Below are 25,280 nucleotides of genomic sequence, written 5' to 3' on the forward strand. Positions count from 1 at the left end.
GGGCCGACGATGAACAGGATGCTGCGTCGTGGCACACTCCAGCGTATGCTTCCCGCCATCAGAGCACCCTTTTAAGCGCAGGTCCGGATGGCCATCTCCCCAAGCCCGACTCCGTCGCCAAGCCAGCAGGCCCATGTGCTGGTGGTGGACGACGATGCTGAAATCACTCGGATTCTGAGTCGCTATTTCACGACACATGGATTCAGGGTGAGCGTTGCCGGTGACGGGACGCAACTACGCCAACTCATCGGCGCCGAAAGCATCGATATCGTGATGCTCGATCTAGGCCTGCCCGGGGAAGACGGCCTTAGCCTGACCCGTTATTTGCGTGAACACTGGCAAGGCCCCGTGATCATTGTGACCGGTCGTGGCGAATCCGTGGACCGCGTGGTGGGCCTGGAGCTGGGCGCGGACGATTACGTCACCAAGCCCTTCGATCTACGCGAACTGCTGGCTCGCGTGCGCAGCGTGCTACGCCGGTCTTCGCCAGCTTTGCCCGCCAAGGCGCCCATGCCCAATACCGGATCCCGGCGCTTTGCATTCGATGGCTATGTGCTGGACACGCAGTCGCACGGCCTCCTCGGCCCACAAGGTGAAAGCATCGATCTGACCACGGGTGAATTCGTGCTGCTGCGGGTGCTGGTGGAGCACGCCAACCAGGTGCTGAGCCGCGATCAGCTCATGACCCACGTGCACGGGCGCGACGCCGGCCCGTATGACCGCTCGATCGACGTGCAGATCGGCCGGCTGCGGCGCAAGATCGAGCTCGATCCGGCGCGCCCGCAACGCATCAAGTCGATCCGCGGTGCGGGTTATCTGTTCTCGCCCAGCGTGCAGCGCGTATGAACGACTTGCCGTCGCCTCAGGGCGCTGATACAGAGCTGTTCCGCTCCCTGTTCGAAACCGCACCGGACGCGATGGTGGTGGCGGACCTGCACGGCGCCATCGTGCTGGCCAACGCGCACGCCGAGCAGCTTTTCGGTTATGCAACCGGCACGTTAACCGGGCTGCCGATCGAAACCCTTTTACCGGCGGCGGTACGCCAGGCGCACGCTGTTCATCGCACGCACTACATGGCCAACCCGCGTGTACGCCCGATGGGGGCCGGCTACGAACTGACCGGAGTGCGCGCGGATGGGCAGTCCTTCCCGGTGGAAATCGGTCTGAGCCCGGTCGCTTCCTCGTCCGGTACGCTGTATGCGGCATCGATCCGCGACATCTCCGAAACACAGCGCGCGCGCCAGGCTCTACAACGTGCGCGCTTTGACGAGGTGGTCGCGCAGATCAGCCGGCGACTGCTGGAAGCAACCACACATGACGAGCAAGCCGTAGGAGAAATACCCAGGCTGATTGCCGCCGCGCTCAATATCCCCGCCGCCGCCATCGTGTTGATCGATCCGCATCATATCGGCCTGCAGGTGCCGGCCTCCATCGGCTTTTCGCTGGAGGCCCTGGCCGAGATGCCGCACAATGCCGCCCTGCAGGCACTTGCAAGCAATGCCACGCCCGAGGCCGATAGCCAAGTCACTGCCATAGACAACCTGCGCGAGGCGTGCCCTGCCCTGGCCAATGGCTTTGCTGACGCCGCCATCATGTCGTTGCCGGACCGGCGCGGACCGATGGGCTTGCTGCTGGTGCTCTCGCATGACCCGGGCTTGTTCGACCGGGATCGGATGCAGTTCCTGCAGTCGGTTGCCAACATTCTGGCCGCTGCGATCCAGCGCGGACGCAGCGAGGAACAGCTCGCACATGCCCAGCGCCTGGATGCGCTGGGCCAGCTTACTGGTGGCATCGCGCACGACTTCAACAACCTGCTCACGGTCATCTCGGGCAATCTGCAATTGCTGGAAACGGACGCTCCGAAAGATCCTGCCACCCGGGAAACTCTGGAAAGCGCCTCGCGCGCGGTGGAACGCGGCGCCGCCCTCACCCGCAAGCTGCTTGCGTTTTCGCGCCGGCAGCACTTGTTGCCACGGGCTGTGCGCACGGTGCAGTTGTTGGCTGACCTCAGCGACATGCTAAGCCGGACCCTGGGCGAACGCATCAGCGTGGCGGTGGAGTGCGCCAGCGACGTGCCGGCCGTGTACGCCGACCCGGGCGAGCTGGAGGCTGCCCTGCTCAATCTCGCGCTGAACGCGCGCGATGCCATGCCGCGCGGCGGGCGCATTACCATCAAGGCACGTCAGCATCAGGTGACAAGCGTTGATAACGACACGCGCCTGGTGCCCGGTGTCTACGTCATGTTTGCGGTGGCGGATACGGGGCTGGGCATGCGACCGGAGATACTCGCGCGCGTACTGGAACCGTTCTTCACCACCAAAGGCCCGGGCAAAGGTAGCGGCCTGGGGCTGAGCATGGTGTACGGGTTCGTCAAGCAATCCGGCGGTCACTTGAGCATCAACAGTCAGGAAGGGCAAGGCACGCGCGTGCAACTTTACCTACCGGCTGCCGCTGTAGGCGACAGCGAGGAAATCCAGGCACCACCTTCGCGCAAGGGGCATGAAACCGTGCTGGTGGTGGAGGATGAGCCGGAAGTACGCCGCCTGGCCATGGCATTCCTGCGCTCCCTCGGCTATGTGCCGCTGGAGGCAGGCGATGCGGAAACCGCATGGCGGCAGCTGTCAGCGCAAGGCGGCATCGATTTGTTGTTTACGGACATCGTGCTGGGCGGCGATATGACCGGTTTTGAACTAGCCGCCAAGGCGCGTGAGCAATATCCGCAATTGCGGGTGCTGTTCACCTCTGGCTATGAATACGCTTCACTCGATATCGACCCGCACGCCTTCGGCGCCTTCGAATTGCTGCGCAAGCCGTATCGGCGCGAACAGCTTGGCGGCATGATCCGCCGCGTGCTCGATCGGGAGTCGACCTAGTTCAATGCCGCGCCGGTTCCGGCCATCGCGCGCAGCCCATCGACGTCCAGCATATGAACTTCGCGGCGCTCCACGGCAATGAAGTGGAGATCGTCGAGGCGCGACAGGGCGCGACTGACCGTTTCGTGTTTCAGCGCCAGGAAACTGGCCATGTCGATCCGGCTCATGCGCAGGATGAAATGCTTGGCGCTGTAACCTAGGTGCGCATAGCGCGCCGCCACATCGAGCAAGAAGGCCGCCACGCGACGCTCCGCCGCCAAGGTACCCAAGCTCAGCATCCATGAACGGTTGCTGCGTACTTCGGCGGCCAGCGCGCTGGTAAGGTAGGTCTGCAGCTCCGGCAGGTGCAGGCAGGCGCGCAGGATGGCCGGATAAGGCAATTCCCAGGCTTCGCTGTCTTCCAGTGCGATCACGTCGCAGGAGTAGTTCTTCAAGCCAATCGACTCGGTACCGATCAGGCTGCCGCGCATGCGGAAACCGGTCACCTGTTCGCGCCCATCATCGGCCAGTTCACATGTCTTGTAGGAACCGGCATGGACCAGGTATAGCGCCTGGAAAGGTTGGCCAGCATGATAAATTCCCTGGCCGGCCGCATGCTTGCAGCGGCGCACGGGCACGTGCTGGCGGATGGCCTCGATATCCAGATGATCGCCGTTCGCCAGCGATGGAAATGCAAAGGCTTCGGTCGTGGGTGCGGTTCCAATGACAGGTGCCTGCGCGTTCATGGCGTTTTCCCCGAAAAACGCAGCCACCGTTGACTGCAGGGTTGACTCTAGGCGCGCTGCGTAACGAACGAAATTCCGGTCGGCAACGGTTTGTAACAGTCTGTAACAGGATGGCCGTCCTGGTCGAGCTACGGCATCGGATGTCCCATGCAATGAGCGGGGTCCGGGCGATCGACTGAGCCACGTAGGCCGGGATGACAATCCCAGTATCTACATGTGCATTTAATGGGCTACCAGGACCGGTAGCTTCGTATGCTTCAGCACATGTCGCGTCGTTCCACCCAGTACCATTTCGTTGAGGCGCGAATGCCCCCACGCGCCCATCACCAGCAGATCCGCGCGCATGGTTCGGGCGTGTTCGAGCAAGGCTTCTCCGACGTGGCTGCCGGTGGGAAAGCCTTGCACGATGTTCGGCACGATGCCTTGGCGCTTCAGCCAATCCTTTACAGGAAGGGGCGGCGGGGCCATGCCGGGCAACTCGTCGCTGGATCCATCTATTAGGCATACCTCGGTGGCATCACGAAGCAACGGCAGCGAGGCACGCAAGGCGTGCATGGATGGCAGCGAACTGTTCCATGCCACCAGGATCTGTTCCAGCCGAAACGGCTCCTTAGGGGAAGATGGGACGAGCAGCATGGGTGACGCCGAGGACAGCAGCGCCCGCGTCAAGTAATCCATGCCACTGGGAAGCGCATCCTTTTCATGGGGGAGGCGGCTGATGGTGATGTCCGCCATGCAGGAGCGCCGGGCCAATACCGGTACGTACATGCCGCGAATTACCTCCCACGCGCCGTTCACGCCATTCTGTTGGCATTTGCCCGTCCACCATGCGTCACAGGCCTTTGCTTCCTCCTCCTCCGACGCCAGCACTACGGCCACATCCGGCATGGCCATGGTCGAGGGGTAGACCTCGATGATGTTAAGGCCCGTGACATAGGCCTGATGGTGACTGGCCAGGGCCATGCCGGCCTGCACGGCCGGATCATCGTCACGCAGGGTTTCGACATTGATGAGCAGCTCCAACATGGCACTTTACCGAAGAAGCGATGACGTGCCCTACCGTTGCTCCTTTCGCTCACAGGCGTGTTGATCCCGGTCAAGCAATATCGCCTGCGGCTATGTGGGTCCTGCTTGATTCCCGTCAAGTGGCGCCCACCGGTATCCGGCTAAAAGTAGAGGCGTATTCCCACAGACAACACCCAAAGCGAGGGTCCGGTCATGTTATCCACCACCAAGGTTTCTACCGCCGCGTCGAGCACCGCGGACTTCCCTGCCCTGACCGGCGATCACTGGATCGAGTCGTTGCGTGACGGTACTCGAGTATTGGTGCGGCCGCTGCGCGAGAGCGATCGGACGCGTGAAGAAGAGTTCATCCGTCGGCTGTCGCCGCAAGCGAAGCGCTACCGCTTTCTTGGCAGCTTTAAAGAGCCTGGCAAATCGCTGCTCGACCAGTTGATGCACGTTGACTATACCCATGACATGGCTTTCGTGGCTCTTGCGCACGACAACGGCCATTTGCGCGAGGTGGGCATCAGCCGCTATTCAGCCACTGGCGACGGCAAGCAGTGCGAATGCGCCGTGACGGTGGCCGACGATTGGTGCCACCGAGGATTGGCCGTGTTGCTGATGCGGCACCTGATCGATGTTGCGCGTAAGAACCGGTTCACAAGGATGTTTTCGATCGATGACGCCACCAACGAGCCGATGCGCGAGCTGGCCAGCTTCCTGGGGTTCCAGTGCGAATCCCATCCGGATGATCCCAGGACGGTGATCCACTCCCTGCCGTTGTAACGCTGCCGGAGAACCAAGATGAGCATCGAAGCATCCCGCCGCACGAGTGTCAGCGCATCACGCCGGCTGGCGCATACGCCATCGAGTTTTCATGACGTGCTGGCACTGGGTACGTCCGTAGCCCCCTGGAGCCCTGCGCTGCTGACGGCGATCGACTTCGCGGCGCTGTGGCACAGCAACGTAACCGGTTGCTACGTCCCCGGCTGCCTGCGCGAACAACGCGCACTGGAGGATGACCCCTCGGTCCTCAGCCTGTTGGCGGACATTGGGCAGGAATGGATTGATGATACGGAGACATTCCAGACTTACGCAAAAGAACATGGCGCGCGTCACGTGGCCTGGATGGTGACGCGTACAGCGATTGCTCCCACGCTGCGCAAGCTAGGCGCCTGGCATGACCTTGCCATCGTCGAGCGCGACATGGTGGACGAAACGCGCATCTTCGACATCCTCGGCGAGGCCATGCTGTGTAGCCGCATACCATGCCTGGTGTTGCCGCCGCACTGGGACAGGACACCGTCATTCCAACGCATCGTCGTGGCCTGGAACGGCAGTTTTGAATCCACGCGCGCCTTGCATAGTGCACTGCCCCTGCTCCAACTTGCCAGGGAAGTTATTCTGATCAACGGCCATGTCCGCGAACCCCATCCCCGCGAACTCAGCGTGGTCGAGCCGGACCCCATGATCTACCTCATGCATCACGGGGTCGCCACCAAAGTGTGTTACCTCAACGTATCCGCGGACGAGGCCGGCAAGGCATTGCTGGATCGTGCCAAGCACGAGGGTGCCGACCTACTGGTCATGGGCGGTTATGGGCATTCGCGCATTCGCGAGCGGGTGCTGGGCGGCGCCACGCGGCATGTCATGGCGCACGCCGGCATTCCAGTGTTCATGCAGCATTGAGTCGGGGATGTCGCCTGATTGAGCTGATGCAGGCCGGGATGGTTATCCCGGCCTGCGCTTGACAAAGGTCAATACGCCTGCTTTCGCGTGTCTCACTATGGGTTACAGGAAATGCAAGCACGAGAATCGCAAGGGCCGCCCATGTCCATCTACGCTATCGATACCAGCCCTGAATCCGGCACCGCACAGAGGGCAGTCCCATTCAGGCGCATTCTGTTGCCGATTGACGGCTCGCAGCTGTCACGGAACGCTTTCGGGGTAGGCCTGGAACTGGCGAAGACCTTCGGCGCCATCGCAGTAGTGATGCACGTTGTGCCGCCGTACAACACCATGGCCTACGTGAGCGAATTTCTCGCCGCAGCAGAACTTGGCTACAGCCAGCACGCAGTAGAAAGTGCATCGCGTTATTTGAGCGAGGCCAAGAGCAAGGCCAAAGAAGCCGGCGTGGCCTGCGAATGCCATTACATGTTCGGCGAGCATCCTCACGAAGCCATTCTGAATGCCGTGACCGAGCACCACTGCGACCTGGTCGTGATGGCCACGCACGGTTGGCATGGTGTGAACCGGCTCCTGCTGGGCAGCGAAACGCAGAAGGTGCTGGCCGGCTGCCCGGTACCGGTGCTGGTTTGTCGATAGGCCAAGGACGGAATGCATCATGCCTTTTCGGCTGCAGCCACCGATGTCGAATACCCGCGGGGGATACCTCAGAGGTAGATGCCGCCGCAAGCTAGCGCCCTTGTCGCATGAATGCCTGCCAATACGTGCTGCGCAAGGGACGGTCATCGACCAAGCAGTAGACCGTTCGTAAAGGTAGTCTTGGGCCGACACCTATTTCGATAAGTTATCTCTAAGTCTATCGGATGACTGCATTTTCGGCCGTCATATGTGCTTACGGGCTACTTCATCGTGAAAGAAATCCCCCAAGCTGTCCTTTCCGTAAGCAGGTCCCACCATGTCCGTGGTAATAACTGTCAGTGAGAATTCCAGTGGCCCGTAGACTGTCGTGGGCGTGAGCTTTCTAACGAGCCACAATAAAGCCTTGGCGAATGGCACCGGGATACATGTCACCTTCGACTTGGTACCAAGTGCATCAAATGCCTGCTGGGCTATCTCTCGGTGCGTGATTGTCGCAGGCCCACCAAAGCTAATTTCCGGGTCGTCAAGATCGATGGCGTCGACACATTTAGCGGCGACATCCCTTCCGGATATCGGATTGATGAGGAACTCACCTCGACCGAAGACAAAAGCCCGACCGCTCTTGGCCATCTTCAGATAGGCAAGCATGTCCGAAAAGTAGCCATTCGGCCGAATTACCGTATGATCGATGCCGGACATTTGGAGTTCACGGACAAAGCGCTCCTTGGCTTGGACGACCTTCAGGCTCGCCATTTTTTCAGGGTGTAGCACCGACACATACACAAACTTCCTTACACCGGATTTGACGGCTTCCCTAAGAAGGTTTGCGTTGCCCTGATAGTCAACGTCTTCATAAGTCAAACCGTCCTTTTGGCGGGTAATGCCGATCGCAGAGATAACAACATCAACGTCCTTGGCAATCCCAACTAAAGTCGCCGGCTTGGTAACTTCGCCGACGAATACCTCGTCGATGGATGCCGAAGCACCCGACAATTGGTGCTCGGAACGGGTCAGCGCGCGTACTTCATGCCCTCGCTCCTTTGCTTCAGCAAGCAGGAAACCGCCGAGATAGCCCGTCGCGCCGGCTATTAGCACCCTTGCCATAAGCAGAACCCTCGCATACATGAAGCCTGATCGAAATACCCATCCGGTCCGCTTGATTTAGCACGTAGGCTGGGATGACAATCCCAGCATTGGGATGCCGAATGAAACGCTGGGATTGTCATCCCAGCCTACGACACGAAACATCGCGCAAGCATGGCCCCTCCTCTCCAACCGTCTCCGCAAAGCAGTCCAACACCTTCGTGGTGCCGGATCAGGACTAACCCTGCCGTCTTGTCAAAATCATAAAGCTTACCTGTAGATATCACCACCCGCTATTTGCTGGACTTGTTGCAGCCACAATGGGCGGGAAAGCATATGCATCCAATGACAATGACCCGGCTTCGTAGATGGGCGGTAGTGAATGGCGTAGCGTGCGTGCTTGCTTGTCTGGCTCTTGCCGTTCAGGCCGGACAAAACGAGCGGCATATCGTCATCGACGTGCAAGATGCATCGGCGCCGCTTGATCGCTTCTATAACTTTTCTGTTGGTTCCGATTACCCCGGCACGCTCATCCGCGATGACAGTTTGGCCCAGCTCAAAACGGTGGAGGCGGAACTAGGTTTTCGCTACATCCGCTTTCACGCCATCTTTCATGACGTGCTTGGGACTTACCGCGAAGTCGACGGCAAGCCCGTTTACGACTGGACCAAGATCGATCGTCTCTATGACCGGCTCTTGGCGATGGGCATTCGACCTTTCGTGGAATTGGGTTTCACACCCGAGGCGATGAAGACTTCGGATCAGCACATCTTTTACTGGAAAGGAAACACGTCCCATCCCGTGCTTTCCAAATGGAGTGCACTGGTTGACGCGTTCGTGCGCCATCTGGAACAGCGCTACGGTCAGCAGGAAGTCCGTAGCTGGTATTTCGAAGTGTGGAACGAACCCAATCTGGCGGGTTTCTGGGAGGGCGGCGATCAAAAGGCCTATTTCCAGCTGTTCGATACGACTGCGCATACCATCAAGCAGGTCGATGCTCAGTTGAAAGTGGGCGGCCCTGCTACTGCGGGCGCCGCCTGGGTACCGGAGCTGATCGAGCACACCACTCAGGCGAATGTGCCGCTCGATTTCATCACGACGCATACTTATGGGGTGGATGGCGGTTTCCTCGACGAACATGGTGAAAGCGATACCAAGCTTTCGTCCTCGCCGGATGCGATCGTTGGCGATGTGCGCCGCGTTCGCCAGCAGATCGAGCACTCCTCCAAACCCGGCCTGCCACTGTATTTCACCGAATGGAGCACCAGCTATACACCACGCGATGCTGTGCACGATTCGTATGTGAGCGCCGCCTATGTCCTCAGCAAGCTCAAGGCGTCCGAAGGCATGGCGCAGGGGATGAGCTACTGGACCTTCAGCGATCTATTTGAAGAGCCGGGCCCGCCCACGGCGCCGTTCCAGGGCGGCTTCGGGCTGCTGAATCCGCAAGGCATCCGCAAGCCGGTCTACTTCGCCTACAAGTACCTCAATCGCCTGGGTTCCAACGAACTGAAAACCAGTGATGAGCAAAGCTATGTGACCTGGAATGACGGCGTGCTCAAGGCGTTGATGTGGGACTTCGTGCAACCGAAGCAGGACAAGAGCAATCGACCGTTTTACACCAAGGTGCTTGCTGCGCATCCCACTGGAAACGTCGACCTTGAAATCGAACATCTTCGTCCAGGCAAGTATCTGGTCGCACTCTATCGAACCGGCTTTGATGCCAACGATGCGTATACGGCCTATCTACGCATGGGCTCACCAAAATCATTGAACGCGATTCAATTGAAGCAGCTGCAATCCCTGACAGACGATACGCCGACGCAACAGCGCCTGGTTATCCAGGCAAATGGCAGTGGCCGTGTTTCCATTCCCATGCGATCCAATGACGTCGTGTTGATGGAAATCACCCCCATGTAGTGAAAAATCTTTGGCGGCACACCGACAGGAGACCAGTGTGCCACCAAAGATTCAGGCGGATTGTACCGATGGATCAATGCATTGGCGCGATGAAGCCATCGAGCACGTAGGCTGGGATGATAATCCCAGCGTTCCATGCGGCATCCCAATGCTGGGATTAACATCCCAACCTACGCACTACAGGTGACTTCCCGCGTGCGAATTGAGATCATGCGTCTCATAGTCACCTGACCCTTCAGGCGGATGCACGTGCGGTAATACTTAACTCAGCGTTAGGTTGGCAGCCAACGGGATCTGAAATGAAAACACCTGATCGAAGCCTAGAAGGCGCGGAACGCAAAACCGGCACCGCTGCCAGCCACTTCGCCGCGAAAGCGTTCGTTCCCCCTTGGGGCGCGGACAACCGGCCCCGTGACATTGCCCAGCGACGGCTGCAACAAGCGGCCGACGATAGCCCTCAGGTTCGCCAGTTACAGGCTCTGCAGCGCACGGCCGACGGATCGGTTGTGCAAATGAAGCCGTTTTCAGCCAGCATGTTGAACGTGGCTGGCGAAGATCACAATGAAAGCAAACTCAGGCGGGTACGTGAGGCTTATGTCACTCAATGGGTAACCGATGGCGGGTACTGGACCGAGCCGGACTTCCAGGTAAACGTCAATGGCCAGGAGGTGGATGCGGATCCGAAAATACTCCGGTTCCTTCGCAACATGCATGTGCTGAGGAGCCTGTGGAATACCTTGGTCACCACCAAGCTGCCACCTTCCTATATTCCCGAGCATGCCCAGCGCATCTGGCGTTCGACCTCCCCCGTTATAGACCTGGTTGAAAGCGAATACGCCGGCTCGGTGGGCGATCGCTATTCCGGGGGAGCTGCACTTTCTGCCGAGGGTGGACAACTACGGGATCAGATCAATCACCGCAGGCATGCCTACTTCGATTTGGCAAGACAGGCTCTGCAGGAGTTGAACAACTTGCATCCTTATCAACCGGCCGACCGGGAAAGGGTCAAGACATTGCTTGCGCAATTCCAGGCTTCAGCGGCAAATATGGTAAAGAACGTGATGGAAGGGCCAAACCTTGATTTCCTGCGTTCGAAGGCCATGCATGAAGCGGCGATAGCAAAATCCGCTTCCATAGGCGTCTGGAAGATTGGTCAATCGCATGTCAATAACATCAAGCGCCATATGGAAGACAACCCGGCCGCCTATAACCTGATGACGAAGACCGAGTTCAACGATGAATACGATCGCCTGGACTACTACGAAGTGCCGGATTATTGAACCCGTGCCCGGTCCTTGGTAAAGGCCTGGTCGAGCGCCCTCCTCTACCGATACTAAGTCGTTCGCGTATGCCAAATTCTTTGGCGGCACACCGGCGGGAGACCGGTGTGCCGCCAAAGGCTTAATCTAGCGAACCGCTATCTGTACTCATGGATCAATGCACCGACGCAATGAAGCCAGCGAGTGTTTGCTGGAATTTCAGCGGTTGATCAAGCATGACAAAGTGGCGGGACGGCGAGATCGACACCACTTTGGCGTTCGGCGCATTGCTCAGCAGGCTCTTGTAGTAGTCGACCTTCTGCTGTTCGCTCATCGCCATCGGGCCACTGCTGAAATCGGGGGCGTTGTAGGGCGAGATTTCCAGAATCGGTACGTTGGCGTTTTTCAGTCCGGGACGCAAGTCATCGGCGAAGTCCTCGGCCGCATATTGGGCGGTGGCCTTGATATCGCTCCGTGCATTCAAGGGTGCATAGCGCTTGGCGAGATCCGGGTCGATCACACCCACTTTCTGCATATAGGCAAGCTGTTGCGCCTTGAACTGCTCCGGCGTAGCCGACGACAACTGCTTTTGCATATTGGCGGCAATCATCTTGCGCTGCTCGTCGCTAACCCGGTCCATGCCGGGGAATAACGGCAGACCATCAACGGCAACCACGCCCGAGATCAGATCGGGGTGCTCACTGGCAAAACGCAGGGCGAGCGTGGCTCCCAGACTGTGGCCAACCAGGATGGGTTTGCGAAGATTGGCCTTTTGCAGCCATTGGTAGAGCGATTGATCGGCGAGATCGAAGAGGTTGCCGCCATTGACTGGCGCCTGCGTGCCATCGAATCCGGCCAAGGTAAGCACATAGACCACGTGGTCCTTTTCGAGCTTGGCCACCGTGTCCTGCCAGACCCAGGGGCCACCGGCCAAGCCGGGAATCAGGACGATTGAGCTGCCGTGGTTGCCATGCTGCTCGATCTTGAGGCTGCCCGTAGTGACAGGCGCTGAGTTAGCTGCCCAAAGCGGGGCGGATGCCAGAGCAAGCAACAAAACAAGGGACCATCTACGCATGAGACATCTCCATGTATGTCAAGGAAGCTTGACACGCGCAGATTAGATGCATCCCTCCCGGAATGTCAAGCATGCTTTACATCGGGCGTCTCGCAGGTGTCCGTTACATGCCGTAAATGTCTTGGCACCCCGGCATCATTTCATTCCAGAAAACGCCCTACCACAGATAGACGCCACCATTGTGTCCATGCTTGGCATGCGCGGCCATATCGACCAAGACCATCTTGTAAGGCGCTTCGAGATGGTGCCAAGTCCACTTACCCTTGCGCAAATGGGTGGTCGTGGAGGCCGTTCCTTTACCATGTTTCTTGGCATAGAGCGCATCGCCGATGGCAAAGTGCTGGGCGCGGTTCTTCTTGTCAATCGTCTTGCCGGCATGGCTTAGTTCGACCTCTGAATTGGGTAGTACCGGGTTACTCCATGCCGTTCTCGCACTAGGGTTGGTGAAATCGATCGAGCCCTTCCCGCCCAACCTATAGGAAACGTTGGTGAATTGTCCGAAATTGCTCGAAGCGTACGATTTTGGACCGGACAGCGTCCCGCCCTTGCGGGCCAACTGCGCCACTCCAAACTCGCCCATTATGTACTGGTCGATTCCTTCAGGATTTTCAAAATTATCCAATCCGCCATGATCGGCGACATTCATGGCATCCTCGTCGCTTTCGTTGAATTCGCCGGAAATCCCGCCTTGGTAATCGCCAAAAACATCATCATCAACGCCACGCTTGGTCTTTGACCAGATTCGATTGATGATTTCCTCTATCTCACTCTCCGAGACGCGCCCGCTCAAGAAACGTCTCATGTCAGCGGCATCGTCCTCATCGGTAAAGACGGTTTCATTGATCGTCTTTTGCATCGAGCGCGTTATGACGAATTGGGCAACGCCTGGCGACGATGCTGTGGCTGCTGCCGTGCCAGGTTCCTGATGTTCATGCCCTGGGGAGGGTTTCAATTGGGCCGCCTTCGCGCCCATGACATCAGCCTCACGCTCCAGGTGACGATCGTCGTTGACCAGGGCGCCCTGGTTCATCTGCATCGTCGGCTTCACTCGACCCTGCCGCTGTTGAACCACATGCCACGCTTCATGAGGCAGATGCTGCTCCTGCCCCGGACCAAGATGAACCTCGTTGCCTTGGGCATAAGCCGCCGCATTGAGCTGGGCCGGTTTCGTGGAATTTCGATGCACGGTGACATCTCCCACATCGACGCCGGATAACGCTTCGATGCCGTTACGCAGCTGGCTTGGCAGGCCATGGGGATTTTCGCGCACAGGTTCAGGCTGCAGCTGTTTCAGGCGCTGCAACTGCGCGGCCTGGCGCTTGCTCGAATCCACCAGGCGCTGCAACGGATGTCCCGGTCCCTGCCCCGAATGCCTGTCGAGTTCTATCGGTCGCGCCAAAGCGCGTTGTGCCGGCAGTGCTTCTTTCATTGTGCAAGACTCCATAGGGTCCCACGGCATGGCGAAAACACGCTGAACGCCACGGCAAACACCATCGACATCAGGCGTCCCGAGTGCGGACGCTTGAGGCAAGCAAACAGCATTGCCGCGAAAAGGCCCATCAGGGCCAGTCCTGGGGCGAGGACCATGAACACCAGAATGGACGCCCTAACTGGGTCGGCCTTTCCGTGGTTAATTACTTTGGCAACCTCGTCCGGCGTCTTCACATCATCCCCTTTTGATGACGGGCAAGCTGTGCATGTCGAAGTTTTCGAACTTTATCCGCTCTATTTTCAACTAACAATCCAGTCCCCCTTGCCGATGTTCTGCGCCATTGGCTAAAAAACGACCCCGCCCTCAATCGGGACGCACCGTTTGGCCTGAACGGAGCGGGCAAAGTATGCCCGCTCCGTTCCGTTACCGATCACGCTAATTCCAGGGATTGGCCGGCTGCTCGTTGATGGCGACCCAGAATCGGCCCAGGCCACCGGGCGTCGTGCCATAGCTCCAGTAACTCCAGCCGCCGCCATCATGGAACTCGGCCATGCGCCAACCGCTGCCGAAGGCGGTAGCGCACTTGCCGTCCGCCACCTCCCGGCTGGTCAGCTGCGATCCCGGCATCGCCCCGGTGAAGGCAACCGTACCGCTGGTCCATCCATCGTAATAATCAGTGGTGATGCCATAGGGCAGCGCACTGCTGCCAACGTTGATGCACATTACAGGCAACGCCGAAGTTGTTGCGGTATCCCCGCTGTAGGGATTGGTGCTGCTGTCGTTGCCTACATGGACCAGGCCCGCCGTGTTGGTCGGAAAGAAGCTGGCCCAGGTCATTCCCAGATGAGTGGCCCCGCCGGAGCCGCCGGAAATGAAACCCGGATTGGTGGCGATGAAAGCCTTGGCGACCTGAATGTCGAAGCTGCCCCAACCCGTTGCATCGTTTCGCCCCGCGGTGGCGCTGCAATAGCCGTTATTGCCGGACGTCACGTCGTGGAAAGGAAACATGCCGGCATAGGCGCTCAACGATGGCGGCGCAAAACCCAACGCATTGCCGTTGGCCGTCTCTAGCCGCGCCCAGGCGCCCATGAACAATGGCTAGGCCAAGCTGGTGCCGACGATGGCCTGCGCATCCATGCCTCACTCGCCCTGGCCGGAATCGTCGCCATTGTCGCCGCCGAGGATCACCACCTGGGTCGATACGGCGGCAAGGCCCTGGCCGCTTTCCATTTGGGTCAGGTCGTTGACCGCATTGGTCATGCTGCCCCAGCCAATGATGGCCGCGGTCGTATTGGTCGCGGCCGGTGCGCTGCCGGCGTCGTACACGGTTGCGAATTCCTGCGGATAATAGCCGTGCGCATTGGTGTTGCCGTCGGGACTGGTAACAATGTGGTAGCCCGGGAGCGGCCGCGAAGCCGCCACCGGCTGCATCCGGCCATGCCAGGAGAATGTCTGCGCGTGATCAAGCGTTTGCAGGCTGAGTGCGTGTGAGACCCTCATGGGGGATATCTGAATGAGCACGCTAACTGATTGCCGGGTCAAGAGCTGGAATCAAAGCACCCGGATTATCGATATCGCCTTTCCCCACGCCCTGGATCTAAAAGGTGGGGTCTGCTACGGCAGCTGTGTCGAATGGCTCAAGCGAATCCGACAGGCTACCAATGAGAGCCCTGACAATCGGATGGCCTTCAAGTCATGAACCAACTGATCCAGATCGGCAAATGGAGCAAACGCGCGGGGACAAAAACGTAGGGATATCTCAGCCCCAGCCCTCCCCTGCCAAGCAAGGGGGCGTCGTTTTGGGCTAGGTGACCCCATCGAGTACGGCACGAACTTTGGCGGCTAGATCGCTATACCGGAATGGCTTCGTGATGAGCTGTACGCCACGATCCAATCTACCTTGATGGACGATCGCGTTGCGTGCGTAGCCGGTGGTGTAAAGAACTTTTACTCCCGGCTGGATGGTGGCCGCCTCCCTGGCCACGTCCGCCCCCGTCAGGCCTCGAGGAAGCACCACGTCAGTAAAGACAAGATCGACCTTATGACTGGCAAGCAAGGCGATGGCTGAAGGGCCGTCAACGGCTTCGAGCACCCGATAGCCGAGATCGCTTAACGCCGCGACCGAGTAGCTCCGCACATCCCGATCGTCTTCCACCACAAGAATGGTTTCGCCGAATATTGATTCAGGAACGGCACTAACGTCTTTGACATCTTTGTCCTCAAGCTCTCCCTCAACGCGCGGTAAATAGATCTTTGCGGTCGTTCCTTGCCCCACTTCCGAATATAACTTCACATGACCATGGGACTGTTTGACGAAGCCGTAAACTTGGCTGAGCCCCAAGCCCGTGCCTTTCCCTTCCGCTTTCGTCGTAAAGAACGGCTCGAAGACGCGCGAGACCGTCTCTTCGCTCATGCCGATACCTGTATCGGTGATACTGATGACGACGTATTGCCCGACCGCCACCTCTGCATATCGCGCGGCGTAGATTTCGTCGATATACCCGTTGAACGTTTCAATGGTCAGTTGACCGCCAAAAGGCATGGCATCGCGTGCGTTTACGGCCAGGTTGAGTAATGCGTTTTCCAGCTCGTTAGGATCAACCTCCGCTTTCCAAAGCCCCGAGCCAAGCACGGTCTCGATTTCAATGGTCTCACCCAGAACCCGATGAAACATTTCCGACATACCGTGGACAAGCACGTTGATGTCGATGGATTTCGGGCTAAGCGGCTGTCGACGCGCGAAGGCGAGCAAGCGCCTGGTCAGGGTTGTCGCTCTCTCTGCGCCTGCCATGGCGTTTGCGATTGCACGGCGAAGCCTTCCCATGTCTTCTGGAAGCTGACGTGAGACAAGGTCGAGGTTGCCCACGATGATCTGCAGCAGGTTATTGAAATCGTGGGCGATACCGCCAGTCAGTTGGCCTACCGCCTCCATTTTCTGTGCTTGCCGCAATGCCTCGCTTCGTTCGCGTACTTCCTTTTCCAGGTCGGCATTAAGCGTGCGCAACGTCTCCTCGGCCCGCCGGCGTTCCTCGATTTCCATCTGAGATGCCCGGAACAACTGCACATTGTCGATGGCTATCGCCGCTTCGCCCGCGAGTCCCCCGAGGTTCCGTTCCGACTGGTCCGTGAACACACCAGGCTTGGAATGGCCGAAAAACAAGCCACCTAAAACCTCGCTGGAACGAGAGATCACGGGCACGGCGAGGTAACTTCGAACAGGAAGATGACCCTGGGGCATTCCCGAGTAGGGTGCGTTTTTTCCGTAGCGTGGGTCTTGCATGATGTCGTCGGAACGGACGATCCCTTCGCCTCTGAACGTCGGCCCAAAGATGGCCGTGTTGCGGGGCATGGGGAACTTCGAAAACTCCTCCCGAGGCACGCCGGAAATGGTATAGAGCGTGTATCTCTCACCGGCATCATTGGTCAGGTTGTAGAAAAAGGCACCAAACTCGGCGCCGCTTAAAGCGACACCTGCGTCGGTGACGGCCTGCACGATCGTGTTGAGGTTATTTTCGCGTGCAAGCACCGTACCGGTTCGGTTTAAAATTTCCAAGATCCGCGTTTGCTCCCGAAGCTTCAGCTGAGCCTCATGCTCGTCCGTGCGATCGCGTAGAATTTTCAATAAGCCAACAGTTTGTTGTGCGTCATCCAACAGCGGTTTGGTTTCGCCGATAGCCCAGAGCCGCCTGCCGCTCTTACGAATCCGCCATCCTTCCGATCCACCTCTGCCCAACCGAAGCGCATCGGCAATTTCGTTCTTCAAAAGCTGATCGCCATCGCTTTCCGGAGGGAAAATCCGACTTAGCGACTGACCTATCATCTCCTCCTCCGACCATCCCAGCACGCAGTGGGCACCTTCGCTCCATCCTGTGATGACACCATGGGTGTCCATGGTGATAAGGACTGTCTCCGAAGCACTTCGGAATATTTGAGCGTATCGCTCAACCAGCGAAGATAGCGCTCGGTCATCACTCGCATCGGTAGGCAAGCCAAGAAAATAATCCATGGAAAGCGGTACCGCTGAGCTTCCTGGATGCTTCTCTTGCTCAGTCATGCCTGCCTCGCATGAGCAATGTTGCCCATTTCTGCGGGCCCGTTGTCGGCAAAAAGATCCAGGCTGCCAAGTCGATATAAGGTGGAGTCTTCGCCCACCTGTGCAATGGATTTGGCTTCACTAGCCAGCTGTCGGGCAAGAAATGCAGGTCTCACTACCGAGATTCTCAAGTCTGTCCGTTAAGCACACACCTCAGCATGGAAGGCTTGGACAGATTGGCAAGCTCGCGTGAAGGGTTTGTCGAAGGCCTATCCGCCGATTGACGACGGATTCGCTGTTGAGCTTGCGACCCCAATTTTTTTGGCGGCGCTATTTGCCGCAACCGCCATTCATGCCACGACCTCAACCCCCGATTCACGAAGGGATGACCTTAGTGCGTACTCGTAAAGACGAGGCATGCATCGGGTTTGCCGGAAGCCTCCACCCATACGTGGGAAGGGCTGCGAACGAATTGTTTCGACACGCCGATGTCTTCGTTTCGCAAGAACGGCGCATAGACCATCACGTGAGGTGGATACAGGGGCTTCGCCGTTCCCGTTTTCGGGTCGAATTTCACGAAGTCGTGCGAGAGCATGTAGGCAATGCCGGGCTTAGTGGGCGGTCGCAAACGTCCGGCGCGGTATTCGTCATCGATCATGCGATCGGCGCTCGGTCCATCAACACCGCTCGCCACGATGCGTGCTCGTTCCAGGCTGGCCTGAAGATTGCTGCGCGAACCCTCGGCGTCATAACAGACGGGGGCGGTCACGTGACTGTCGCGTTCGACGAGACAGTTGAAGCCATTACGACTCGCTCGAACCAAAACAAATCCGGAACGCCCCAGCACGTATACACCAGCGTCCGCTTGCAGCTCCGGCGGCGCGGCGCTAAGTGCCATGGCGATTTCTCGATTTCGGTCGAGCTGGGGAATGTCTGTCGGGGTCGGGCTGGCCATCGTGCTCGTTGTGGCCAATAACGTCAGGATGGCGGCAAGGCCTAGCGTGTGATGAATCATTCGCAAGTTTTCTCGTAACGTTGAGATCTAAAAGCGTGCAGCGACGAGAAGCAAGGTAAGACCCCCGCGGCGATTGATACAGATTCAGATGGAATCAAAGTAGACAGGTACAGATTGGCCTACGCACCGACGAGCGCCTGCCACTGATCTAGCACCTGGCGCAGGGCTACGGTGTCGGAGGGAGCTATGGATGCAACTGCCCGCGTGAGGCTCCACCTGCATTCCAAAAGGGGCAGAACACTTTCGTAGAATAAAGTGTTCTGCCCTCAATTTTGCTTTTACTTGATCATGCCTGGGCGCGGCGGCTTGAGCCAATCGATGGCGTAGCCATCCGTGACGCGCCAGTCCCTGCCGTCACTCAACGCGATAATATGAACTTCGCTAGGCAGGGTTTGATCCCTGCTACTGGCAGGGGTCATCGTGCGATTAACCAGAATTTGCTTGCCATCCGGCGACCAGGCAGCGGGTATCCATGCGATATGAACGCCTGCCGGTGGGTGCGGATCCTCCGGGGTGACCTGTCGAAGATGCGTTCCATCGGTATCGATGGTGTAGAGGGCGCCTTCGGCCCCATCGGTTGTCGGCATCGTGAAAGCCACCTTCGACCCGTCCGGCGAAAGCAGTGCCACGGCATACCAATAGTCTGACCACCAGCTGCGTGATAGCTGGTTTTCCCACACATTCTGTGGAAAAAGGTCGGTCACCTTACCCGTGTTCATGTCCTTCACGCACAAGTCGACGCTTTGATATCTGAAATAGTTGAAGTCGCCGCAATGCACCAGGTCGTATTGCTGGTAGAGAACTTTCGTGCCGTCATAAGACACATCGCCCGATGGCGGATCGCTAAGGAGGGAAGCCACTTCCCGGGCAGCACCCGTTCGGACGTCGATTTGATAAAGGGACGCATAGCTACTGCCGCCGATCCCTGGTTGTGACCCAATTGGCCACCCCCAGGCGACGTACGCGAGCAGGCTCTTGCCGTTGCCCGCCCATCGCAGCGATTCCACCGCCAGCGTTGGCGTAGGGCCGCCCGATGTTTGCACTTCCGCCGGTGCACACCACAAGCGATGCCTGCCGCTGCCATCCGGATGCATAAGGTAGACACAGCGGGTCGTGACGGGAATTTCGCTGGTAGAGTCGGTATAGGCAATTTCATTGCTGCCCTCCGGCCCCCAGGCAAGATAGCCTACCCCGGGAGGGGCATTGTCGTTGTGGCCGGGAAACAACGCCTTGGATAGACCTGTCTGCCGGTCCATGACGCGGTACTTGCCGTCGTAGGGACCACCGGAGGTCGGATTGGATGATCGGCCCGCGAAATACTGGATGCTGCGGCCATCGGGCGAGAAATTCCTGGTCGGCCAATAGCCGGTAAGGAGGTTGTTCGCGGGTCCCGCCAAATAAGCAACGCCGCTTGGCATAGAGTAAGAACCGGGTGCCAAAGGGGTGAGCTGTCGTAGTTGGGTTCCGCTGTCCTCAATGGTGAAAAGCCCCGATCCCAGAGGCATACGTGTACCGTTGTAGAAGCCGTTGACGGGGCGAGTGAAGAGAATGGTGCCATCCGCATAAGCAACGGTCGCCGATGCGCAAGTCAGCATCGCTGCGACGGAAGCGCGCAAGAAAAGACGCATGTGGATTTCCTCCTGGAGTGACAAAACGAAAAGCCCCTGCCCTGTCGCGTTACACGCGACATATTGAGATATCGCTGATCATCCGCGACGGGAACCTACGCTGGCGAAAGTCTATGGAGTGTGAGTCAAACCGTTCGATTGGCATGGCGATTTTTTGCTGAATTGGCTCTTTCTAGTTAAAGCTGATGTTATGACGATGCGCCGTCACGACTGGTTATGAAGCGATGATTTGCGATTCATAACGAATTCGCCGCACGTTTGGCGATAGAACGCCCGCTCCCCACAAGTACTCAAGCATGTTTTCGTCTGTCTGCCTGCTCGGGCGGCCTGCTACCTGCTGCCCGCGTCACTAAGCCGAACCACCCTCAGTAACACACGTGCAAGCCACCACCAAGGAGAAAGGGTTATGAGTAACCGCGTATCCCCGAGAGGCACTCGCACCTTTTATTTGCTCGGAAGAGTCATCGCCGTTGTGGCGTTGGCTGTGCTTTTGTCGGCAGCCTGCGTTCAACCGCCGTGGTTCGCAACCTGGTATGCGGCGCCACAGAACTACAACATCCTTTACCCGGGTATCACCGTTCCACCTGCCACCATCTCGAACCAGTCGATCCGCCAGATTGTCCACACCTCGCATGGCGGCAGCCTGATCCGCGTCAAGCTGTCCAATTTCTTCGGAACCACACCTGTCACGTTTGCCGCGGCCCGTATTGCACGCAGCACGGGCAACGGCGGCATCGACCCCACCACTAATCGCACGCTGCGATTCGGCGGACAAGGCGCCGTAACGCTCGCGCCCGGCGAAGAGCGGTGGAGCGACCCGGTCTACCTGCAGGTACCAACGCAAGCGGATCTGGCGATCAGCCTGTACGTGCCCCTGAATACGCCCGTCGTCACTACCCACACGATAGGCATGCAAACCAATTACCTATCCCCGGGCGACCAGACAGGCGCCTCGATGATGGGCAATGCCACGGCAACTACCATGTACTACTGGCTCAGCGAGGTTGATGCATCTACGGTCGATGCGTCCGGTGGCAACACCGACCTGGCGGCGCCACCGTACAAGGTGGTCGTGGCCTTCGGCGACTCGATCACCGACGGATACGGTTCGACTCCCGATACCAACCGCCGTTGGCCCAACGACCTGGACAATCGCGTGCAGTCCGACGCTCAAGACCTGGGCCATGTGAGCGTGGTCAATGCCGCCATCGCCGGCAACCGCTGGATCTACGACGGCGTCGGCCCTGCCGGTGTGACGCGATTCGCCCACGATGTTGCCGGTGTTTCGGGCGCGACCCACGTCATGATCCTACTGGGCATCAACGATATCGGCATCGGCGAACTCATCCCGCAGCAAAACGTTTCCGCCGATCAGATCATCGCAGCCATGCAGGCCACCATCGCCCAGGCGAAAGCCAGCGGGATCAAGATTTACCTGGGGACCATAACTCCTTTCAACGGCGCCTCGTATTACGACGCCGCAGGGGAGGCGAAACGCGAGGCCGTGAATGCCTTTGTGCGCTCGGCGAACGGCGCCGACGGGGTACTCGATTTCGACCAGGTCGTGCGCGATCCGTCCAATCCCACCGCCCTGCTGCCCGCTTACGACAGTGGCGATCATTTGCATCCCAACGACATCGGATACCAGGCGATGGCGAATTCCATCAATCTTGGCGTGCTCGAAAACTGATACTCGACGGCAACCAGCAATCGATGATGGAGGGCGGCGCTGTTTCGGCAGCGACCGCCCTGTTCACCTTGAGGTCGTGCTCAACGTAGTGCGTAGGCTGGGATGACAATCCCAGCTTTCCTTGCCACCTCCTGGATGCTGGGATTGCCATCCCAGCCTACGATGTGAAACATCGCGCATGCATGCCCCGAACAGCTAGGGGCCTTCGCCGGAATGTCGTCTCATCTTGGATCCATGGTTAAGCGAGCGTCTGCTCAATCCCATATCGCATGGCATCTGCGAGAACATCAACGTCTATATTTCTTAGCGTACGGAACTTGATGCAGTACCCCGTTACGCTTGCCTTGCCGATCTTCTTTCCATATTTTTCAGCTAAATACTTTTTGTCCTTCAAGCCCATGATGTAGACGGATAGGCCCGTAGTGTTGGCGCTAATGCCAATTTGATAGAACTCCCTGTCCTTTCCACCGGCATGTCTTATAGCCTGAGACCCATAGCCAATATTCGGATTGGAAACTACCCGGCCGCTTTCGTCCCTGCCATCGAGAAACCATAATTTACAGCCCGGCATGATTCCAAGAATGATGCCATGAAGCTCTTGCATCTCATTTCGTTTTTGCTCCGGCTGAGCGGCTATATAGTCTTTGATTTGCTGGCGTACGTTCATATGCAAAATCTCCGCCTGTCGCCCACTTAGCCAATCCTACCCCGATAGCTTCCCCTGATCACACAGCCCGTAGGCTGGGATGGCAATCCCAGCATCTGCATGCCGTGTGAAAAGCTGGGATTGTCATCCCAGCCTACGCGCATACAGTGCGGTGAGGGATTCTCAACCATCGACCACTGCAATGGCATCAACCTCGATCAGATAGCCAGGGGATAGAGTCTCCACGCCAATCAGCGTATCGACTGGCTTGTGATCCCCGAACAAGGTTACCCGAGCCGCTTCGATGATCGCCAAGTGTTCGTCGCGCCTGTAGTTGACGACGTAGATGGTAATTTTGGCTACATCCTTGGGAGAAGCGCCTGCGGCGGCAAGAGCACGGCCGAGGTTGGCGAACACTTGGTGCGCCTGAACCGCCAAATCACCTTGGCCGACGAGCTTGCCGTGGACGTCTTCGGGCTCCTGGCCGGCGACGAATACTAGCCGTGTGCCCGTCGCGACGACGACTTGAGTGTAGGTTTGCGGCGTGGGAAGATCATGGGGATTGATGCATTCGAGCGCCATGGGTTTGCAACCTTCTGTGTGATTGACATCGATCTGTCTTGTCAGCTTGATCTGCTACCCATCCAGCATAAAGCCATCATCATGGATGGCGCACCTGTTTGGCTGTCGATGGTGGCCAAGCGAGCCAGCTCCCGTTCGCTTCGATTGTTCCGGCCGCTTGTCGAATCCCGGCTTGCTCATTCGTCGGCGTCTTGAGGACCACCCATCGGTCCCAACTTGGGCTAGCCAAATCATGCGAGCTGACATGAAACTCCTTCTAACCTCCGGTGGCATCACCAACCCAAGCATCCATGACGCGCTCGTGGAGCTACTGGGCAAGCCGATTGCCGAATCCAACGCTATCTTCATTCCTACCGCCATGTATTCCTACCCGCGCCATGCAGCGATGGCCTGGCGGGCATTCGGTGGAAAGGCGCGAAGCCCCTTGTGCGAACTGGGCTGGAAGTCTCTGGAAGTGCTGGAACTCACGGCATTGCCCACGATCGACCAAAAGGATTGGGTCCCCATGGTGGAGGAGACGGATGCCCTGTTGGTGTGGGGTGGCGATCCCGTCTATCTCGCATACTGGATGCGTCAGTCAGGCTTAGCCAAGCTTCTAGTATCGCTCCGTAACCGGCTCGTTTACGTGGGCGTGAGCGCGGGGAGCATGGCGACGTCTTCAATATTTGGGGAAAACTACACCGGGACGCCAAGCGGTCATCACGACCCCCTGGCTTCCGAAGCCTTCTCGTTCACCACCGTAGAAGGTGAAGTCGCTAGCCGCCTGGTCACCGCCCGCGGAGTGGGACTGGTCGACTTTGCATTGATTCCGCATCTTGATAACGAGAATCACCCGGATGCCTCATTGCCCAACGCGGAAAAATGGGCTGCCAAAATACCGGCACCGGTCTATGCCATCGATGATCAAACCGCCATCGCCGTGATGGATGGCGAAATCCACGTCGTTTCCGAGGGGCATTGGCGATTGTTTTCGGCTGACGCCTAGATTAGTCACCTGCGAAGTAGGCCTTGGCTTTAGCACCCAAGACCATTGACCATACGTAAGCCACTATGCCGAAAGCGATCGCTACGTTAGCGGCATACGCGCCGGCCTGCTCCGCACCGGGAGCAATCGGGAACAGCGGGTGCGGATCTGGGAAAGCCACGCTGTAACCCATAAGCGCACTGAATGCCAAGGCAAACACCATCGAAATGGGGCGGCCCCAACGGGGACGCTTGAAGCAAGCAAACAGCGTTGCCGCAGCGAAGCCCATGATTGCCAGTCCCGGGGCGAGGGCGACGGCCAGCACAAGGATTGATCTCACGCCATGCAACGTGTGCCCAGCCAAGACAGGCAGACGCAAGGTTCCGACCACACCTATAACCAATAAGAACGCCGCGAAGATAATCGTAACGATGATTGCTGCCGGCTTACGCCGCTTTACCGTCCTGTTAGGATCTGCCTTCCTGCGATTAATTACCTGGGCAAACTCGTCCGGCGTCTTCACATCATCCCCCTTTTTGATGAAGTGCAAGGTGTACGTGTCCAAGTTCCGAACTTTATCCGCTCAATATCCAACTAACAATCCAGCAGTCAGCTACGAGAAGGCCGTTCTGCGCGGCGGGCGAATGATTCATGGCGCGAGGGCTTCCAGCGCATCACAACAAGGCGGCCCGAACCGTTTTCACCGTTATCGAGTTCCCAGAATCCTTGCCGCCGCCCTTCCACCAATAGGAGCCAAAAGGGAGGGATGGTTATGCCGGGTAGCTTTGTGACGCGCCGAGCGTAAAGGGTTTCAGCCACAGACTCCGAGATCGTCATGGCGCGCTTGGCAAATGAGTAGTTCCCGTAAGCCGTAAACAGGTGCGCAATATGGCGAAGCAACTGCTCAAAGCTGATAGGACTCGTCATAGCCCTCACCAAGCAGCCCGTTGGCCTGACTAAAATCCTAGTCACCCATCGTCAACGAATTGTCCAAAAGCGGCGAGCAATGCGCGTGCTCTATCACA

24 protein-coding genes are annotated in these 25,280 nt (G+C 58.2%); 9 read left to right on the forward strand and 15 right to left on the reverse strand.

Features of this window, described 5'->3' with window-relative positions; translation table 11 throughout:
- Nucleotides 1–87 precede the first annotated feature (87 nt).
- Nucleotides 88–846 (forward strand): response regulator, encoded by a 759-nt coding sequence (locus QQJ96_RS13300; protein ID WP_284332492.1) that lies wholly within the window; start codon nt 88–90, stop codon nt 844–846.
- A complete protein-coding gene (locus QQJ96_RS13305) occupies nt 843–2,873 on the forward strand; it encodes a PAS domain S-box protein (RefSeq protein ID WP_284332493.1) in 2,031 nt (676 codons plus the stop codon). The genes QQJ96_RS13300 and QQJ96_RS13305 overlap by 4 nt, the downstream gene beginning before the upstream one ends.
- Here the strand turns inward: QQJ96_RS13305 and QQJ96_RS13310 are convergent.
- Nucleotides 2,870–3,598: a Crp/Fnr family transcriptional regulator gene (locus QQJ96_RS13310; RefSeq protein WP_284332494.1), complete on the reverse strand. Its 729-nt coding sequence runs from the start codon at nt 3,596–3,598 to the stop codon at nt 2,870–2,872. The two genes, QQJ96_RS13305 and QQJ96_RS13310, sit on opposite strands and share 4 nt — an antisense overlap.
- Before the next feature lie 222 nt (nt 3,599–3,820).
- Nucleotides 3,821–4,624 (reverse strand): universal stress protein, encoded by an 804-nt coding sequence (locus tag QQJ96_RS13315; protein WP_284332495.1) that lies wholly within the window; start codon nt 4,622–4,624, stop codon nt 3,821–3,823.
- A gap of 192 nt (nt 4,625–4,816) precedes the next feature.
- Here QQJ96_RS13315 and QQJ96_RS13320 point away from each other — a divergent pair, with 192 nt between their 5' ends.
- The 3 genes from QQJ96_RS13320 to QQJ96_RS13330 all read left to right on the forward strand — a co-directional run bounded on the left by QQJ96_RS13320 (nt 4,817) and on the right by QQJ96_RS13330 (nt 6,928).
- Nucleotides 4,817–5,389 carry a GNAT family N-acetyltransferase gene (locus QQJ96_RS13320; RefSeq protein WP_284332496.1) on the forward strand — a complete coding sequence of 191 codons (573 nt, stop codon included), beginning with the start codon at nt 4,817–4,819 and terminating at the stop codon, nt 5,387–5,389.
- 18 nt (nt 5,390–5,407) lie between these two features.
- Nucleotides 5,408–6,292 carry a universal stress protein gene (locus tag QQJ96_RS13325; protein ID WP_284332497.1) on the forward strand — a complete coding sequence of 295 codons (885 nt, stop codon included), beginning with the start codon at nt 5,408–5,410 and terminating at the stop codon, nt 6,290–6,292.
- Between the two features lie 141 nt (nt 6,293–6,433).
- Complete coding sequence (locus QQJ96_RS13330; RefSeq protein WP_284332498.1) at nt 6,434–6,928, forward strand: universal stress protein; 495 nt, start codon at nt 6,434–6,436, stop codon at nt 6,926–6,928.
- Between the two features lie 243 nt (nt 6,929–7,171).
- Here the strand turns inward: QQJ96_RS13330 and QQJ96_RS13335 are convergent, their stop codons facing one another.
- Nucleotides 7,172–8,032 (reverse strand): SDR family oxidoreductase, encoded by an 861-nt coding sequence (locus QQJ96_RS13335; protein ID WP_284332499.1) that lies wholly within the window; start codon nt 8,030–8,032, stop codon nt 7,172–7,174.
- Nucleotides 8,033–8,362: 330 nt separating this feature from the next.
- Between QQJ96_RS13335 and QQJ96_RS13340 the strand changes: the two genes are divergently transcribed.
- Both QQJ96_RS13340 and QQJ96_RS13345 read left to right on the forward strand, forming a co-directional pair.
- Entirely contained in the window at nt 8,363–9,931 is a 1,569-nt protein-coding gene (locus QQJ96_RS13340) for a GH39 family glycosyl hydrolase (RefSeq protein WP_404649109.1), read from the forward strand.
- Nucleotides 9,932–10,230: 299 nt separating this feature from the next.
- Nucleotides 10,231–11,211, forward strand: coding sequence for a hypothetical protein (locus tag QQJ96_RS13345; RefSeq protein WP_284332501.1), 981 nt, complete (start codon nt 10,231–10,233; stop codon nt 11,209–11,211).
- 154 nt (nt 11,212–11,365) lie between these two features.
- Here QQJ96_RS13345 and QQJ96_RS13350 read toward each other — a convergent pair whose 3' ends face one another.
- The 8 genes from QQJ96_RS13350 to QQJ96_RS13385 form a co-directional block, all read right to left on the reverse strand.
- Nucleotides 11,366–12,265 carry an alpha/beta fold hydrolase gene (locus QQJ96_RS13350; RefSeq protein WP_284332502.1) on the reverse strand — a complete coding sequence of 300 codons (900 nt, stop codon included), beginning with the start codon at nt 12,263–12,265 and terminating at the stop codon, nt 11,366–11,368.
- 157 nt (nt 12,266–12,422) lie between these two features.
- Nucleotides 12,423–13,694 (reverse strand): eCIS core domain-containing protein, encoded by a 1,272-nt coding sequence (locus QQJ96_RS13355; RefSeq protein ID WP_284332503.1) that lies wholly within the window; start codon nt 13,692–13,694, stop codon nt 12,423–12,425.
- Nucleotides 13,691–13,930, reverse strand: a complete 240-nt coding sequence (locus tag QQJ96_RS13360; RefSeq protein ID WP_284332504.1) for a hypothetical protein — start codon at nt 13,928–13,930, stop codon at nt 13,691–13,693. The genes QQJ96_RS13355 and QQJ96_RS13360 overlap by 4 nt, the downstream gene beginning before the upstream one ends.
- 202 nt (nt 13,931–14,132) lie before the next feature.
- Nucleotides 14,133–14,786, reverse strand: a complete 654-nt coding sequence (locus tag QQJ96_RS13365) for a hypothetical protein (RefSeq protein ID WP_284332505.1) — start codon at nt 14,784–14,786, stop codon at nt 14,133–14,135.
- A gap of 51 nt (nt 14,787–14,837) precedes the next feature.
- Nucleotides 14,838–15,197 carry a hypothetical protein gene (locus QQJ96_RS13370; protein WP_284332506.1) on the reverse strand — a complete coding sequence of 120 codons (360 nt, stop codon included), beginning with the start codon at nt 15,195–15,197 and terminating at the stop codon, nt 14,838–14,840.
- 304 nt (nt 15,198–15,501) lie between these two features.
- Nucleotides 15,502–17,751 carry an ATP-binding protein gene (locus QQJ96_RS13375; RefSeq protein WP_284332507.1) on the reverse strand — a complete coding sequence of 750 codons (2,250 nt, stop codon included), beginning with the start codon at nt 17,749–17,751 and terminating at the stop codon, nt 15,502–15,504.
- A gap of 370 nt (nt 17,752–18,121) precedes the next feature.
- The gene (locus QQJ96_RS13380; protein WP_284332508.1) at nt 18,122–18,745 is read right to left on the reverse strand and encodes a hypothetical protein; all 624 of its coding nucleotides are present in this window, start codon (nt 18,743–18,745) and stop codon (nt 18,122–18,124) included.
- Between the two features lie 278 nt (nt 18,746–19,023).
- Nucleotides 19,024–20,373, reverse strand: coding sequence for a TolB-like translocation protein (locus QQJ96_RS13385; protein WP_284332509.1), 1,350 nt, complete (start codon nt 20,371–20,373; stop codon nt 19,024–19,026).
- 406 nt (nt 20,374–20,779) lie between these two features.
- Here QQJ96_RS13385 and QQJ96_RS13390 point away from each other — a divergent pair, with 406 nt between their 5' ends.
- On the forward strand, nt 20,780–22,063 hold the full coding sequence (locus QQJ96_RS13390; protein ID WP_284332510.1) for an SGNH/GDSL hydrolase family protein: 1,284 nt from the start codon (nt 20,780–20,782) through the stop codon (nt 22,061–22,063).
- A gap of 238 nt (nt 22,064–22,301) precedes the next feature.
- Here the strand turns inward: QQJ96_RS13390 and QQJ96_RS13395 are convergent, their stop codons facing one another.
- Complete coding sequence (locus QQJ96_RS13395) at nt 22,302–22,730, reverse strand: DUF1801 domain-containing protein (RefSeq protein ID WP_284332511.1); 429 nt, start codon at nt 22,728–22,730, stop codon at nt 22,302–22,304.
- A 162-nt stretch (nt 22,731–22,892) separates the two neighbouring features.
- The gene (locus QQJ96_RS13400; RefSeq protein WP_284332512.1) at nt 22,893–23,291 is read right to left on the reverse strand and encodes a RidA family protein; all 399 of its coding nucleotides are present in this window, start codon (nt 23,289–23,291) and stop codon (nt 22,893–22,895) included.
- A gap of 232 nt (nt 23,292–23,523) precedes the next feature.
- Between QQJ96_RS13400 and QQJ96_RS13405 the strand changes: the two genes are divergently transcribed.
- Entirely contained in the window at nt 23,524–24,276 is a 753-nt protein-coding gene (locus tag QQJ96_RS13405) for a Type 1 glutamine amidotransferase-like domain-containing protein (RefSeq protein ID WP_284332513.1), read from the forward strand.
- Between the two features lies 1 nt (nt 24,277).
- On the opposite strand, the gene QQJ96_RS13410 is transcribed toward QQJ96_RS13405, so the two are convergent.
- Together QQJ96_RS13410 and QQJ96_RS13415 are read right to left on the reverse strand one after the other, a co-directional pair.
- Nucleotides 24,278–24,820: a hypothetical protein gene (locus QQJ96_RS13410; RefSeq protein WP_284332514.1), complete on the reverse strand. Its 543-nt coding sequence runs from the start codon at nt 24,818–24,820 to the stop codon at nt 24,278–24,280.
- A 44-nt stretch (nt 24,821–24,864) separates the two neighbouring features.
- Complete coding sequence (locus QQJ96_RS13415; RefSeq protein ID WP_284332515.1) at nt 24,865–25,182, reverse strand: hypothetical protein; 318 nt, start codon at nt 25,180–25,182, stop codon at nt 24,865–24,867.
- Nucleotides 25,183–25,280 lie beyond the last annotated feature (98 nt).

The sequence above is a fragment of the Dyella flagellata genome (assembly GCF_030160275.1).
Classification (GTDB): Bacteria; Pseudomonadota; Gammaproteobacteria; order Xanthomonadales; family Rhodanobacteraceae; genus Dyella_B; species Dyella_B flagellata.

Bases quoted from the DNA above. Each gene is read 5' to 3' on its own strand.
- QQJ96_RS13300 (WP_284332492.1), top strand. From the start codon at position 88: ATGGCCATCTCCCCAAGCCCGACTCCGTCGCCAAGCCAGCAGGCCCAT.
- QQJ96_RS13305 (WP_284332493.1), top strand. From the start codon at position 843: ATGAACGACTTGCCGTCGCCTCAGGGCGCTGATACAGAGCTGTTCCGC.
- QQJ96_RS13310 (WP_284332494.1), bottom strand. From the start codon at position 3,598: ATGAACGCGCAGGCACCTGTCATTGGAACCGCACCCACGACCGAAGCC.
- QQJ96_RS13315 (WP_284332495.1), bottom strand. From the start codon at position 4,624: ATGTTGGAGCTGCTCATCAATGTCGAAACCCTGCGTGACGATGATCCG.
- QQJ96_RS13320 (WP_284332496.1), top strand. From the start codon at position 4,817: ATGTTATCCACCACCAAGGTTTCTACCGCCGCGTCGAGCACCGCGGAC.
- QQJ96_RS13325 (WP_284332497.1), top strand. From the start codon at position 5,408: ATGAGCATCGAAGCATCCCGCCGCACGAGTGTCAGCGCATCACGCCGG.
- QQJ96_RS13330 (WP_284332498.1), top strand. From the start codon at position 6,434: ATGTCCATCTACGCTATCGATACCAGCCCTGAATCCGGCACCGCACAG.
- QQJ96_RS13335 (WP_284332499.1), bottom strand. From the start codon at position 8,032: ATGGCAAGGGTGCTAATAGCCGGCGCGACGGGCTATCTCGGCGGTTTC.
- QQJ96_RS13340 (WP_404649109.1), top strand. From the start codon at position 8,363: ATGACCCGGCTTCGTAGATGGGCGGTAGTGAATGGCGTAGCGTGCGTG.
- QQJ96_RS13345 (WP_284332501.1), top strand. From the start codon at position 10,231: ATGAAAACACCTGATCGAAGCCTAGAAGGCGCGGAACGCAAAACCGGC.
- QQJ96_RS13350 (WP_284332502.1), bottom strand. From the start codon at position 12,265: ATGCGTAGATGGTCCCTTGTTTTGTTGCTTGCTCTGGCATCCGCCCCG.
- QQJ96_RS13355 (WP_284332503.1), bottom strand. From the start codon at position 13,694: ATGAAAGAAGCACTGCCGGCACAACGCGCTTTGGCGCGACCGATAGAA.
- QQJ96_RS13365 (WP_284332505.1), bottom strand. From the start codon at position 14,786: ATGGGCGCCTGGGCGCGGCTAGAGACGGCCAACGGCAATGCGTTGGGT.
- QQJ96_RS13370 (WP_284332506.1), bottom strand. From the start codon at position 15,197: ATGAGGGTCTCACACGCACTCAGCCTGCAAACGCTTGATCACGCGCAG.
- QQJ96_RS13375 (WP_284332507.1), bottom strand. From the start codon at position 17,751: ATGACTGAGCAAGAGAAGCATCCAGGAAGCTCAGCGGTACCGCTTTCC.
- QQJ96_RS13380 (WP_284332508.1), bottom strand. From the start codon at position 18,745: ATGATTCATCACACGCTAGGCCTTGCCGCCATCCTGACGTTATTGGCC.
- QQJ96_RS13385 (WP_284332509.1), bottom strand. From the start codon at position 20,373: ATGCGTCTTTTCTTGCGCGCTTCCGTCGCAGCGATGCTGACTTGCGCA.
- QQJ96_RS13390 (WP_284332510.1), top strand. From the start codon at position 20,780: ATGAGTAACCGCGTATCCCCGAGAGGCACTCGCACCTTTTATTTGCTC.
- QQJ96_RS13395 (WP_284332511.1), bottom strand. From the start codon at position 22,730: ATGAACGTACGCCAGCAAATCAAAGACTATATAGCCGCTCAGCCGGAG.
- QQJ96_RS13400 (WP_284332512.1), bottom strand. From the start codon at position 23,291: ATGGCGCTCGAATGCATCAATCCCCATGATCTTCCCACGCCGCAAACC.
- QQJ96_RS13405 (WP_284332513.1), top strand. From the start codon at position 23,524: ATGCGAGCTGACATGAAACTCCTTCTAACCTCCGGTGGCATCACCAAC.
- QQJ96_RS13415 (WP_284332515.1), bottom strand. From the start codon at position 25,182: ATGACGAGTCCTATCAGCTTTGAGCAGTTGCTTCGCCATATTGCGCAC.